The 13299-nt window shown below is 42.9% G+C and carries 11 protein-coding genes; 4 read left to right on the forward strand and 7 right to left on the reverse strand.

Going from position 1 to position 13299, the window contains the following annotated elements:
• Positions 1-83: 83 nt before the first annotated feature.
• The 7 genes from AC1HCU_RS03345 to AC1HCU_RS03375 form a co-directional block, all read right to left on the reverse strand.
• Complete coding sequence (locus tag AC1HCU_RS03345; protein ID WP_480369062.1) at positions 84-1502, reverse strand: DUF4623 domain-containing protein; 1419 nt, start codon at positions 1500-1502, stop codon at positions 84-86.
• A 21-nt stretch (positions 1503-1523) separates the two neighbouring features.
• Complete coding sequence (locus tag AC1HCU_RS03350) at positions 1524-3368, reverse strand: RagB/SusD family nutrient uptake outer membrane protein (RefSeq protein WP_480369064.1); 1845 nt, start codon at positions 3366-3368, stop codon at positions 1524-1526.
• Positions 3369-3379: 11 nt separating this feature from the next.
• The gene (locus AC1HCU_RS03355) at positions 3380-7087 is read right to left on the reverse strand and encodes a TonB-dependent receptor (RefSeq protein WP_480369067.1); all 3708 of its coding nucleotides are present in this window, start codon (positions 7085-7087) and stop codon (positions 3380-3382) included.
• 359 nt (positions 7088-7446) lie between these two features.
• Positions 7447-8613 carry a FecR family protein gene (locus tag AC1HCU_RS03360; RefSeq protein ID WP_480369070.1) on the reverse strand — a complete coding sequence of 389 codons (1167 nt, stop codon included), beginning with the start codon at positions 8611-8613 and terminating at the stop codon, positions 7447-7449.
• A 58-nt stretch (positions 8614-8671) separates the two neighbouring features.
• Positions 8672-9247 carry an RNA polymerase sigma factor gene (locus AC1HCU_RS03365; protein WP_480369072.1) on the reverse strand — a complete coding sequence of 192 codons (576 nt, stop codon included), beginning with the start codon at positions 9245-9247 and terminating at the stop codon, positions 8672-8674.
• 10 nt (positions 9248-9257) lie between these two features.
• A complete protein-coding gene (locus AC1HCU_RS03370) occupies positions 9258-9749 on the reverse strand; it encodes a dihydrofolate reductase (protein ID WP_480371039.1) in 492 nt (163 codons plus the stop codon).
• Positions 9750-9763: 14 nt separating this feature from the next.
• Complete coding sequence (locus AC1HCU_RS03375; RefSeq protein WP_294070336.1) at positions 9764-10558, reverse strand: thymidylate synthase; 795 nt, start codon at positions 10556-10558, stop codon at positions 9764-9766.
• A gap of 309 nt (positions 10559-10867) precedes the next feature.
• On the opposite strand from AC1HCU_RS03375, the gene AC1HCU_RS03380 reads away from it, so the two are divergent.
• The 4 genes from AC1HCU_RS03380 to AC1HCU_RS03395 all read left to right on the forward strand — a co-directional run bounded on the left by AC1HCU_RS03380 (position 10868) and on the right by AC1HCU_RS03395 (position 13227).
• Entirely contained in the window at positions 10868-11437 is a 570-nt protein-coding gene (locus AC1HCU_RS03380; protein ID WP_480369076.1) for a DUF937 domain-containing protein, read from the forward strand.
• A gap of 171 nt (positions 11438-11608) precedes the next feature.
• Complete coding sequence (locus AC1HCU_RS03385; protein ID WP_480369079.1) at positions 11609-11995, forward strand: hypothetical protein; 387 nt, start codon at positions 11609-11611, stop codon at positions 11993-11995.
• Positions 11996-12037: 42 nt separating this feature from the next.
• Positions 12038-12337: a transposase gene (locus AC1HCU_RS03390; protein ID WP_480369082.1), complete on the forward strand. Its 300-nt coding sequence runs from the start codon at positions 12038-12040 to the stop codon at positions 12335-12337.
• Entirely contained in the window at positions 12334-13227 is an 894-nt protein-coding gene (locus AC1HCU_RS03395) for an IS3 family transposase (protein WP_480369084.1), read from the forward strand. The genes AC1HCU_RS03390 and AC1HCU_RS03395 overlap by 4 nt, the downstream gene beginning before the upstream one ends.
• Positions 13228-13299 lie beyond the last annotated feature (72 nt).

Here is a 13299-nt window from a genome sequence, read left to right on the forward strand (position 1 = left end):
TCAACGAAATTTGTGGGTAAAAAAAGAACCGGACCGGTGATATATTCATATTAAACTGTCCGGTTCTTTTGAATGGGTGAAGATTATTCGTCTAATTCTTTCACTGGGATTTCCAGCAGTGCAAATCCTGCATTATTGGATGCTGCATAAAGTAATAGTGACTTGTCTTTACCCGCTTCATCTTTGATGATGTGAAATCCTGTATTTGTTGCTGGAGAAGAATTCACACCTCCTCCTATAGAGTATTGATATATGGGTTTTTTATCCCCTTCCTCAAAAAGGCGGAGTGCGTCAATTGTGTTGCTTCCTTTGGTGATGTCATAGATGTATAACACGGCATTTCCCGAATACCGTGGAGCTGTAGCCATTATCAGGTATCTCTCTCCGTTAAAATTGAAGATACGGGCATCAGATCCTTGCACTGGCACTGAATTTTTATCCATTGCATAGAGTAATGCCGCACTGCTGTTCACCACCATGATGGGTGCATCGTAACCTGTTAGCAGATAATCATCAGTTTTTTCAACCCGGTTTATGCTCATGCAGAATGAAACTCCTGGTTGTGTAGGAAGGATTTTCACTTCAGTGATGGTGGTGAAGTTGGAGACTGTCAGGCGCATGATACTCGTCACAAGATTGTCACCAAAATATATAAATCCGTTTCCGTTTTCATCTATGTTGGTCGACATATTGTCGCCGTGACGTTTCCCTGCTCCTGGAATGGATGCCGGATCATTGTTAAATATCAGATCGGCAACGGCAGCCGGATCAGTCCAATGATAGATCTTCATGCCATAAAGTCCCGAGAGATTCGCAATATAACTGTGTCCGGCAATCTTACCACCTACGTTTACCGGGAACGTTCCACCCGAGACATTCGTGGGATTGAGCGGAATAGGATTGATTTCATATTTTTTCAAATCTTCCACTTTCAGAAGATGAGATCCTCCTTCGGCTCTGGTTACAATCAGTACATACTCACCATCGAATCCTGATCCCCTTGTCAGGTTGGATACAAATGCTGGATATACCGGATTGCCCAGATCATTCCCAGAGTAGTCGAAAATTTTCACCTTGCCAAAATCTGCTCCATACACAGGCACGTTGAGCCTGATCGTGACAAAATATTCTCTGAAACGCGGATCATTGACAACTTTGATCACAATGGTTTCGGCATCTTTTCCTTCTTCAAATTCAAACGTATAAGAATCTTTGTCGAGTTTGGCACCGGTTGACATCTCTGCCTCGAACCGAATGGCAGTAAGATCCGTATTGGGATCTAATCGTGGGAACCAGACAGTTTTGTTATTTTCGTTGATTCTTCCTTCCACCACAGTCTTTCCATCGGCACCGGCATTAAGAATCTTTATCGACTTCAATACCACTTCATTGGTTGATTCCATATTGGATGGAAAATCTTCCGAACATGAAGTGAAAGTAAGTAAAAATAAAGAAGAAATTATTAATCCTATGCCCGCTATGTGATATTTTATATTCATCATAATTCTGAATTTATTAATTGTTTAATTTTGCGGCCATCCTTCTGTCTGTTGCAAGAGATACCCTTTGCTGGCATAATCATCTATTTGCGTTTTGCCCACGGGTGACAGATAAGGATTCACATTTACCTGATTTATGAATGGTTGACGTCCGTTTGTTGCAGCACTTCTGTAAAAACCGACCATTTCTGAGTTGTTGCCGCCATTGAATGTTATTTCATCTCCATTGAGTTTTAGCACAGAGAATTTTCCAGCGTTGGCTGCTGTCAGTTCAGCAGGCAATTCTTTGGGGAAATTTACCCAGCCTCCATGAAGCAGATTAGGTTTGTGCATATCGGTGTCCATATAGTCCAATTTATACCAACGTTCCAGATCGGCAATGCGTGAATGTTCAAAAGCAAATTCCATTCTTCTTTCTCTTCTTATCTCCCAGATGAGTACGGGAACATCGGTGTCTCTCTCCGGATCTTCCGGCATTGCTGACAATAGCAACGGGTTAGTTTTCATTACTCCCATGTCTATGGCTTCTGGCGCCACTGGTCTGTTTCTGATTTTGTTGATTGTCTTGTCGATATCGGCCTGATCCACTGCTGTACCTCCCAAAGTTGCCAATTCAGCCTTTGCTTCGATCCAATTGAGTAATACTTCTGCATACCGGAGCACTGGATAGTCGGTCCGGTTGTTTGTACTGGTAAATTCTACCGGGGGAGGGTTTCCGGCACCGACCGACAAGGCCACACTTCTGGGTAGGAATTTATTGATATACCAAAAAGATCCTTTGTTTCTGGAGGTTGGTTTATGATAGAAGGTTGCTTCCAATCTTGGGTCACGCGTTTTTATCATGTTTGCCAGTTCAAAGTTTTTGGCTCCGGTCATTTCTGAATTTTGCCATACATTTCCATCATTCAGGATAAATGATTTGATCAGATCGGTAGTCGGTCCGAAATTGATGGATTCAGAAAGGTTGTTGTTGGATGCTACACTGTGTGTTACACCTACAGCGGGATCATAATGCCTGTATATGATGCAGTCCTTATTCCCTCTTAAATCTTCAGAGGTAAATAATGCCCTGAACTCGGTAACAATATCAAATTTGTTGCTGTTGATAATGTAATCCCCGGCTTCCAAAGCCAGTTCCAAAAATTTCTTTGCCTGATTGTTGTCTTCATAATAATATTTCTGCCAGCTACCTTCATACAGCGTGATTCTCGAAACGAATCCTGCAACCACATATCTGTTCACATTCATTTCTCCGTCATTCACTCTTACATTCTCCAGAGCATACTTTAAATCGTCATAAACGGCATTCATCACCTCATTACGAGGCGTTCTAGGCTTGTACAAATCATCCATGTCTGTATCAGATACCACATGATCGTAATAAGGCACGTCACCATAAGCGAAAACCAATTCTGAATATTTCATCGCTCTGAAAAATCTTCCAATACCCATCCAGTGTGCATATTGTTCAGTAGTTAATACATCGCTCATTTTGTTTTCAATTCTGTCGATCATGATGTTGATGGAGCGAAGCACCACCATGTTCCAGATTTGACTGTTGGGAACCGATCGGGTAAAATTTCCCTGATTGCCGTTGTGCACAATGTCGTCACTAAAGGTATATCCCATTAACGGAGAATAGGTGTTTGTCCATCCGGTACCGTATCCCATAAAAAAACCGGGATAGAATGTGGATCCGACTGTAAAACCGGGATAGAATTTGTTCGCATACAGCCTTACATTCTGCTCACTTGTCCAAGCAGTTTCGTCGTTTGCTTTTGTCAAAGGAGGTCTGTCAAGAAAATCTTCACATCCGGATAAAAGCAGATAAATGCCAATTAAAAGCAGTATATATTTGTTTTTTTTCATCTTTTTTATTGTTATAAACTAACCTGAATACCAACTGATGCAGACTTAAAAGTAGGATTGGATGTACCTGTACGGCCCAAGTTGTAGTTGCCGCCGGAATAAAGCATTGAATGACCTGAAATTGCTTCCGGATCAATGGGTAATCCTCTTAAATTGTCGAATGTCACAAAGTTTTCAAGGGAAAGGTATATTCGCACGTTCGAAAGGTATAACTGTTGCAGCATATTTTGAGGCAAAGTATAACCCAGGGTCACATTTTTTAATTTCAAATATGCCATGTCCAGCATGTAGCGGGATTGTTTTCTCATGACAAATCCCTCGTTGGCACCACTCAAGTTCCAGGCTCTTGGATAAAAGGCGTCGGTACGATCTTCCTTCCAGAAATTTTCTGCAATAGCCTGAGGCATTGCTCCATCTTTTACATGGTACCCTGGAATTGCCAGCTGGCCGGATCCCCAGATGCTTCTTTTCCCAACTCCCTGAAAGAATACCTGTGCGTCAAAACCTTTATAATCTCCTCCCAGTCGAAATCCAAACTCATAACGAGGAGTGGAGTTACCTATTACAACCTGGTCTCCGGGATCGCCGAAAGTATTTTTACCGGGTGTGATGTATCCATCGCCATTCACATCTACAAATTTTACATCTCCCGGACTCACCAGCAGCACCTGATTCCCGTCTTCAAAATAAGTCTGGTACACCGGATTATTTCCCGCAAGCATATTTGTAACCTTGGCTGTCCCTTCCCAAATAATGGTAGTTTGTTGTATATTTCCCTCGTCGTCGTAAACAAAATCCTCTTTCTGATAGAGTCTATCGGTTACGTAACCGTAAATGTCTCCATATCTGCGGCCGGTAGCATAACTGTTAGACAGCAGGCGGTTTTCCCAGGGGGTATTCCAATCGGCTCCTTTGGTTATGTCTGTGATGGCATCGGCAATATTGGCATTCAATGTAATACCTATGCCGTTGTCGAATCTGTGATTAAAGTCCACTGCAATTTCCCAGCCTTTTGTTCTCAGGTTGCCGTAATTTCCCTGAGGAGCGCTGGCCCCATAGGTAGCAGGTAGGGCTTCACCCGAAATAATCATATTTTTGGTGTCTCTCTGAAACCATTCAAGCACCAGTCCCAATTTATTACTGAAGAAGCGAAAGTCGAGGCCCAGATTAAGTGATTCAATATCTTGCCACGTAATTCCTGCAGAAATAGGGTTTGGTGTGCTTAAATCAAAATACTGTGTTCCATCATGGGAGAGCCAGTTATTTTTGTTGATATCCATGGTCGCCAGATACAGGGTATTCGGTACCGACTGATCACCGATGGTACCCCACGAACCTCTTATTTTGGCAAAACTCAATATGGGATCAAGGTCCTGTAAAAACGTTTCGTTTGTAACAACCCATCCTCCCGAAAAGGATGGATACCATCGCCATCTGAGATGAGATGGGAATTTAGAAGTGGCATCGTAACGTAAATTACCTTCCAGAAGATATTTGTCCCGGAAAGAATAATTAACACGCCCAAAATATCCCAATTGCGAATCCCAATTTGTGTCGCCGCCTACCGTTTCTGTGCCCACAGCAAAATCGAACTGCGGATTGTTTTCGTCGATTAATTCTGTTTTATTTGACCAGTGACTATCCCATTTATAGCTCACAATGTTGGTGCCGAGCATAAACTTGAATTTATGTGTGTCCGCGATGTTTAAATTATAATTGGTGATGGCATTTACTGTATGTTTTTCTGAAGTGAATGAATATTTATAAAAATAGGTTTTGTCTTTCGTGACGTAATTTACGAAAGGGAATCTGTATGCGGGTATACCTCCTGTTTCGGTTGGATTTCCGTTCTCATCCACATACACCTGATTACCCAATTCATCGTTAAGTAAAACGGGAGTGTACCAAGGCTCTCTTCCCGAGAAAGTAGGCCTTGAAGAAGTTTCCTGATTAAATTGTGTGCTGTAGGCGTAATCAATGTTCACATTCCAATTGGAGGTGAGGTCCAATGTGGTTCCGAGGTTAAGATTTGTATATTTCTTCCGGTCAACGGCTGTGTGCGCATTTTTGGTGTCGAAGTATGGGTCTCTCACTTCCTCCCCGTTCTCCATGGCACCGGTCGGAAACAACCTGCTCCATCGGTATAAGTACAACCAGGGATCTGCTAAAAAGCCGGTGGCAGAATTTGGATAGTTCTTTGTGGCATCGGAATACATGGCACCACCTCTTACTGTCAGAAAATCAGTGATCTTTGTTGATAAATTTAAATTTCCGGTAAAACGGGTAAAATTGTCTTCATTTGCTGGTTTCATCATACCCTCCTGTCCCAGATAACCAAAACTGAGGTTATAACTGGTATCGCTGCGCTTTCCGTTCAATGAGAGATTGTGATTCTGGGAAAAGGCAGAACTTTTTACCATGGCCTCAACCGGGTCATATATCCTATACCCGTATTTATCTTTCCCGTCATAGAACCAATCTCGTCCGTAAACCACAGGATCATTCCATTTGATGCTGTTGCCGTATTTTTGCTGCCATTCATTGATTTTTTCAAAACTTTCTCTGTCCACACGCCAGAATCCACCGGCAGGACCGGCTCCTTTCATATTCTCATGTGCTTCCAAAGTATATTCAAGTCCGTCCACGCCGGCAATTTCAATTTCCTTGAACGGCTGTTGCCAAGACAAGTTGGTTGAATAGGTAATATCTGTTGTTTCTGTTTTGGCTCCTTTTTTTGTGGTAATGAGAATCACACCAAAAGCTGCTTTCGAACCGTAGATCGAACTGGCAGCAGCATCCTTTAACACAGATATTGATTCAATGTCGTTTGGATTGATCATCTGTATATTCGGTATTTCCACATTATCCACCAAAATGAGCGGATTGCTTGATCCAGCGATCGAGCCAATTTGTCCCCGTATTTTCATAATCGGGTCTGAACCCACTTCTCCACTGGGAATAACCACAGAGAGACCCGGTACGGCCCCCTGCAAACCTCGTCCCACGTCTGCGATGGGCCGGCTTCCCAGTGTTTCTTCCACATTGACGGAGGAGACGGCGCCGGTAAGATTTTCTTTCCGTTGTGTACCATACCCCACCACCACCAATTCTTCCAGTGCTTGTGTATCTTCTTTGAGTGTGATGTTGAAATTGGTACCTCCTGTTGTCTTTACCGTTTGACTCAGATATCCGATGTAGGTGATCTGTATGGTTGCATCGTTTGCCACATTCAGTGAGAAATATCCGTTCACATCGGTGATGGTACCATTGGTCGTACCCACCTCCACAATATTCGCACCGATAATGAATTCACCATTCAGGTCCCGCACCGTTCCGGTAATGGTTCTGTGGGTTTGCTGAACTACTTTGGTGACGGTTGTGGTTTCTTCTTTTTTCTTACTTTCAATTGCAACCCGCTCCTTGGAGATGGTGATCTGCCGGTTTACGATGGAGTATACAAGGTTGGTATTCTTCAGCAACAAATCCATAATTTCTTCTATCGATTTGTTGTCGAAAGAAACGTTCACACTCTTCGATAAACCGGCTTCGGTATTGTCCATAATCAGAAACAGATAATCGCTGTTCTGTTCAATTTCTTGCAATGCTTCCCGCAACGTAACACCCTTCAATTCGGCCGTAACCGATTTCGATTGGGAGTAGGTGTTTTCTGCTGCCATTGAAAAGACACAGAGGAAAGTTATTAAAAAATAGATTTTCATGATTTTTAAAAACTTATTGTCTTTTTTCAGGATGATTTGTTTAAAGTTTTGCTTTTCTTGCATATCTTTGTTTTTGAATTTTAATTTGTTACCCAATAAATTAGATTCACTTTGTAGATTTTGCTTTCGCTCGGCATAGTCCAAACAAGTTTGGCTCTGCTCTCGCTTAATCGCAAAATTCACTTCGTAGATTTTGCTGGTGCTCGGCATAGTCATACAAGTTTGTCTCTGCCCTCGCTTACCCACAAAATTCACTTTGTATGGTCGGATAATGTTGCCGCATTATCCGACCTTTTTTATTTTTCTCTTTACTTCATTGTCATAGGCTATTCATTTTAGATGGTACATATTGATCATACTCACTGTTTTTCTGTTTTTTGTATATAAATAATCCTGTCACCGGTCTTGTTATATTGCAGGAAAGTCATTTTTGAAAATGATTGTAATACGTCATCAAAATTTTCGGATAGGAACAATTTGCCGGAACAGGTCTGGTCCTTTAGATTCAATGTGGCCTCATAGTTGAATTCCACATTGTAGTATCTTCCTATTTTTTTGAGCACCTCGGTCATTGAGTTTTTATTCAGTTGCATGTAGCCATTTTTCCAGCTGATGTATTCCATCACATCCACCTCTTTCCGTAGGATGTTGCCGTTGTTTACTTCGGCCATCTCTCCGGATTTCAGCATCAACGAACTCTGATCACTTTTTATGTGCACCGATCCTTCAACCAACACGACCGATTCATTTTTTTCATCGGTGTAGGATGAAACGTTGAATGATGTTCCATAGACAGTTATTTGAGATTTGGGCGTGTGAATGATGAAGGGGTGATTTTGCTTTGCTACGTCAATAAAAATTTCACCTTTAACCCCGATTTCCCGTGTCTGCCCGGTAAAGACGGAAGGAAAGTCAAGTTCCGTGCCGGAATTTACATATACTGCAGATCCGTCGGCAAGAATCACCGACGATCTTTTTCCGAATGGTACGATCAGCTTGTTCGTTTGATTTTTCTTCAAATCGATCTCTTTCCGGGAGAGAGAATCGCGTATCAAGGCGTTTTCTTTTTCAGTGAGTTGTACCGTGGCGTTGTTTTCCATATCAACCACCCGGTTCCCGGTGATCAGTTGTACTTTATCCTGATTCATGACCTCCCCGATAGAAGCAATCTGTTTACCGGAAAACGTGCTTCCTTTGCGTGTAGTTGTATATAATGCAGTAATCAGGGCCAGTAACAAAATGGCAGCCGCTGATGACATATACACCTTGCGTAGTTTTTTCTTTATGAACTGGTTGATCCTATCCTGTAACTGCCGGTTTACCGAAGCTTCATCGGGCAGAAAGCTGTCATGCTGCTGATGAATTTCATCGAAAATGGCAATTGCAGCCAGAAATGATTCCCTGCAATGCTTATTCCGACTGATATACTTTTCCCAGAATGAGGTGAGCTCTGCCGTCGGATGAATCCTCCAGTAAACAAAAAGATCGTCACACAAAAAATCCTTATAATCTAAATTCAGTTTCATTCACACTCTTTTTTAAAAAGACGGAATAAACTGGCAGAAGAGACAAATTTAGTATTAATTAACTAAGTATTGTGAATAAATATGTCAACAAGTAATTTGAATCGGTTGTAGATGTGTCTTTCATCTTTTTGAGTGCCCGATAAAGATTTGTTTTTACCGCATCGGCCGAGAGGTGCATGATTTCAGCAATTTCAGCATAGCTCAGGTTAAACTCATAACGGTAATGGATGATTTTCCGCTGTCGGGGTGGCAGGTTTTGTAACAAATGAGATATTTCATGTTTCAGCGCTGTCTCTTTTTCTTTATCAATGATTTGCTCCACTATATTTTTCTCGTTCTCCTCAAAGATATCCTGATAATTGATTGCCTGTATCTTGTGTTCATCGTGATGCAGGTCGAAAAGGCGGTTTTTCAAACTTCGGATCAGATAGAACTCAATGTGTTGAATATGGGTCAGTTTGTTCTTGGAAACATAAATTTTAAAAAAGATATCTTGTATGGCATCCTTGCATGTTTCTTTATCGAAACCCAGTTTTAAGGCATAGGCAAAAAGCACCGAAAAATAGGCATGATAAAGCAGGGAGAAAGATTGATCGTCACCCGCTATGAATTTTTTCCATGCTTCTCCAACCATTACCGCATGATTATTTTTTAGTATAGGTCAAAAACGTATAAGGATACCGATGCTTGTCGTCGGCCTCGTGCGACTCCTTTTGAGTCAGCCTCCATTCACCGGTGTCGATTTCCGGAAAAAAGGTGTCGGCCTCACTGAAAGTATGATGGATGCGGGTCAGATAAAGCCGGTCTGCCAGTCCGAGTGTGGCACGGTATAGTTGCCCTCCACCGATAATGAAAACTTTTTCACCCTCCTTGCAGTGCGTAAGCGCCTCTTCTACCGACCGGACAACGATACACCCGGGATAATTATCTGCCGCATCGGACGTAATCACCACATTGGTGCGGTTGGGCAATGCTCCTTTCGGTAATGATTCATAGGTTTTCCGGCCCATGATTACGGCGTGTCCCGAGGTCACCTGTTTAAAATGCTTCAAATCATTGGGGAGGTGGCAAAGCAGCCCCCCCTCGCGTCCGATCCCGTTCTTTTCATCCAGCGCAACGATGATGCCGATTTCCATGCCGTTGTGATTCATCATACTGCCACAGTTCCTTTTATGTGTGGATGCGGATCATAGTTCACCAGTTCGAAATCATCGAAACGGAAACCGAAAATATCCTTCACGTCAGGATTGACCTTCATTTCAGGCAATGGACGCGGCTCGCGGGAAAGTTGCAGGTTGACCTGATCAAGATGGTTCAGGTAGATGTGGGCATCGCCGAAAGTATGCACGAAATCGCCCTCCTGCAATCCGGTCACCTGGGCCATCATCTTCAATAACAAGGCATAGGAGGCGATATTAAAAGGAACCCCCAGGAAGATATCGGCACTGCGCTGGTAAAGCTGCAGGCTGAGCTTCCCGTCGGCTACGTAAAACTGAAAAAAAGCGTGGCAGGGTGGGAGGTTCATGTTTGGAATGTCGGCCACGTTCCATGAGCTGACAATGATGCGGCGTGAATCGGGATTATTTTTGAGTGTGTGGACAACTTGAGAGATCTGGTCGATATGCCCTCCTTTGTAGTCGGGCCATGAACGCCATTGATAGCCATAGATGGGACCCAGATCGCCATCCTCATCGGCCCATTCATTCCAGATGCGCACGCCATTGTCGTTCAGATATTTGATATTTGTGTCACCGTTGAGGAACCAGAGCAGCTCATAGATGATCGATTTCAGGTGGAGCTTTTTTGTGGTGAGTACCGGAAATCCGTCGCTCATCCTGTACCGGCTCTGGTGCCCGAAGATGCTGATGGTACCCGTACCGGTACGGTCCTCTTTTTTCACACCTTCGTCGAGTACCCGCTGTAGTAAATCGAGATATTGTTTCATAATTTCAGTTGTCCGATGTAAGTGATTCCCTTTCGTGATCCGCAAACCATGATGGGCGGTTCCTAATCAGTTCTCAGGCAAAAATAGTTTTTTTTTCACTGAGAACAAGTGAATGTTGAAAACTAATTGACTTTGCCCTTTTTTTTGCGTATTTCTGCAATGGGGTTTTCTTCCTCAAATCACCTCTTTGCAGAACCAATCTCACTGCAAATTTGTTTAAACAGGTATCTTTGAAGTACTTTAACTATTTTACTAAACACTTATAATCAGCCTTACAACATGGATATCTCAGAATTACTAAACAGCACTATGGGGCAGTCAATCGTCCGAAATGTAGCCACGCGGCTTGGTGTAAATGAAAATCAGGCATCGGGTGCCGTGAGCATGGCTATACCTGCCATTCTTGCAGGAATGAACAGAAATGCACAGTCGGAGGAAGGTGCTGCAAGCCTTCACAACGCTTTGGAGTCGAAACATGATGGTTCACTGCTGGATAACCTTTCCGGCATGTTGCAGGGCCACCCGCAGGAATTGCAGTCGGATGGTGATGGTATTCTGGGGCATGTTTTTGGTAATAAACGCACCGCCATCGAACAAGGGATCGCTCAGAAATCGGGAATCAGTATGGACAAGATCGGACCACTGCTAGCAATCCTCGCTCCCATTGTGATGGCATACCTGGGAAAGGAGAAACGACAGACCAATACCGAAGCCGGAGGATTGGGTAATCTCCTGGGTGGACTATTGGGTGGCGCCGGTCAGTCGTCGGGACGATCCTCAGGGGGTATCATGGATATGCTGGGAGGCGTGCTCGACAAGGACGGCGACGGCAATCCGCTGAACGACCTGCTGGGTGGATTTTTAGGAGGAAGAAAATAGTTTTGTTCAGAAGAATGCACAGGATTGATTAATAACTGATAAAGTTCGTCTCCAGCGGACTTTAATCATTTGCTCCGTTAAAACTTTTCATCCTTTTTTTTGTTTAATTTTAAACGTATAGACGTTTAAGACGTCAGATAAGCAGATATACAAACTTCAAAAAATATGAAAATGAAAAGTAAAAGGTTAACTTCATTATTGGCAGGAGTCCTCTTCATTGGAACTGCACTGTTTTTATCCTCTTGTAGTGACAGCAGTGATGATATCGTGGAAACACAATGGGAAATTCAGCCATATACCGTGAACGCTTCCGAGTGGAGCTGGAGTGTCACGAACAGAAGATGGGAGGCGGTTAAACAGTTGAAATACATCGATGACTTTATCTATGAAAGCGGTGCGGTGATCGGTTATGTTTTTCTGGGTGATCAAAACGTGAATGAAGTGCAAGTACAACTTCCGTACCTGAAAAGCTACGAACTAACTGATGGCAGCAAGTTTACTGAAACGATCAGTTATGAATATAGTATACAGACAAAGCGGGTGGAATTACTAACTTAGCCGGGACACAGAGTTAAGCATAAAAGCTTATTTTTGTGTAATATGAGAAAACAAAGAACCCATTTTGACAAGGCATTCAAAGAGAATGCGGTCAAACTCAGTTTAGAACGCAAGAATATTTCCGAGCTTGCACAGGAATTGGGTATTGCCCCCTTTCTTTTATATCGTTGGCGGAAAGAGTTCCAGCAGAAAGGGGAAGCCAGTTTCCCCGGACATGGAGTCCAGTCACTAAATGAAAACTCCAAAAGGATTGCTGAACTGGAAAAACGTCTGGGTGAAGCTGAAACGGAGCGGGATATATTAAAAAAAGCTTTGAGCATCATCTCCAAGAGAGATCGTTGATCTATCTCTTTATAAAGGAATACAACTCGAAACAATGGACGATCGAGGTGATGTGTAAAGTACTGAAAGTGCCCAGGAGCAGTTATTACCGCTGGCTTAAAGATCCGGAGGGCCAACGTAAGCGCAAATATATGGAGCTGGATGAAAAGATCAGAGATGCATATTTTGCTGCCAAGGGACGTAATGGAAGCCCCCGGCTGGCGAAGGATTTGCAGGCATCCGGAACTCCTGTCTCGAGAACCACTGTAGCATGCCATATGAAAGAAATGGGCTTGCGCAGCAAACTCTCGAGACGATTCAAAGTGACGACGGATGCCTCTCACAACTATAAGGTTGCTCCAAATCTGCTGAATCGCAGGTTTAATCAAAATGAGCCTGTGAAAGCGTGTGTCTCTGACCTGACCTATATTCCGTGTAAGGATGGATTTCTTTATCTGACCTGTGTGCTGGATCTTTTTGACCGCAAACTGATCGGATGGTCCATAAGCGATCGTATGAATGCATCCCATACCGTAGTCCCGGCCATCAGGATGGCCAATAGGAACAGACCTTTTGGAGAAGGAATGATATTTCATTCTGACAGGGGCATCCAATATGCCTGCAAACAAACTGTAAACCTGTTGAAATCCTTGAAGCTGGAGCAAAGTATGAGTGGAAAGGGAAATTGTTGGGATAATGCTGTGGCTGAAAGCTTTTTCAAAACTTTCAAATCTGAATTGGTCTATGGGACCAAACTCAAAACAAGAGAGCAAATGCGCTTGCATGTATTTGAATATATTGAATCCTGGTATAATCATAAAAGGAGATTCTCAGCATTGGGTAACTTAACCATTGATGAATTTTGGAATCAGTATAATCTTAAAAAAGAATCAATTAAAGATGTCGCTTAACTTTTTGTCTCAATTAAGTTTGCAAGTCCAGGGTCACCTTTTATATTGAACCCTCTGATGGAATAGAGGATC

The organism is Proteiniphilum sp. LBM24028, from assembly GCF_056629195.1.

Coding starts and splice junctions, on each gene's coding strand:
- AC1HCU_RS03345 (WP_480369062.1), bottom strand. CDS start 1,502: ATGATGAATATAAAATATCACATAGCGGGCATAGGATTAATAATTTCT.
- AC1HCU_RS03350 (WP_480369064.1), bottom strand. CDS start 3,368: ATGAAAAAAAACAAATATATACTGCTTTTAATTGGCATTTATCTGCTT.
- AC1HCU_RS03355 (WP_480369067.1), bottom strand. CDS start 7,087: ATGAAAATCTATTTTTTAATAACTTTCCTCTGTGTCTTTTCAATGGCA.
- AC1HCU_RS03360 (WP_480369070.1), bottom strand. CDS start 8,613: ATGAAACTGAATTTAGATTATAAGGATTTTTTGTGTGACGATCTTTTT.
- AC1HCU_RS03365 (WP_480369072.1), bottom strand. CDS start 9,247: ATGGTTGGAGAAGCATGGAAAAAATTCATAGCGGGTGACGATCAATCT.
- AC1HCU_RS03370 (WP_480371039.1), bottom strand. CDS start 9,749: ATGGAAATCGGCATCATCGTTGCGCTGGATGAAAAGAACGGGATCGGA.
- AC1HCU_RS03375 (WP_294070336.1), bottom strand. CDS start 10,558: ATGAAACAATATCTCGATTTACTACAGCGGGTACTCGACGAAGGTGTG.
- AC1HCU_RS03380 (WP_480369076.1), top strand. CDS start 10,868: ATGGGGCAGTCAATCGTCCGAAATGTAGCCACGCGGCTTGGTGTAAAT.
- AC1HCU_RS03385 (WP_480369079.1), top strand. CDS start 11,609: ATGAAAAGTAAAAGGTTAACTTCATTATTGGCAGGAGTCCTCTTCATT.
- AC1HCU_RS03390 (WP_480369082.1), top strand. CDS start 12,038: ATGAGAAAACAAAGAACCCATTTTGACAAGGCATTCAAAGAGAATGCG.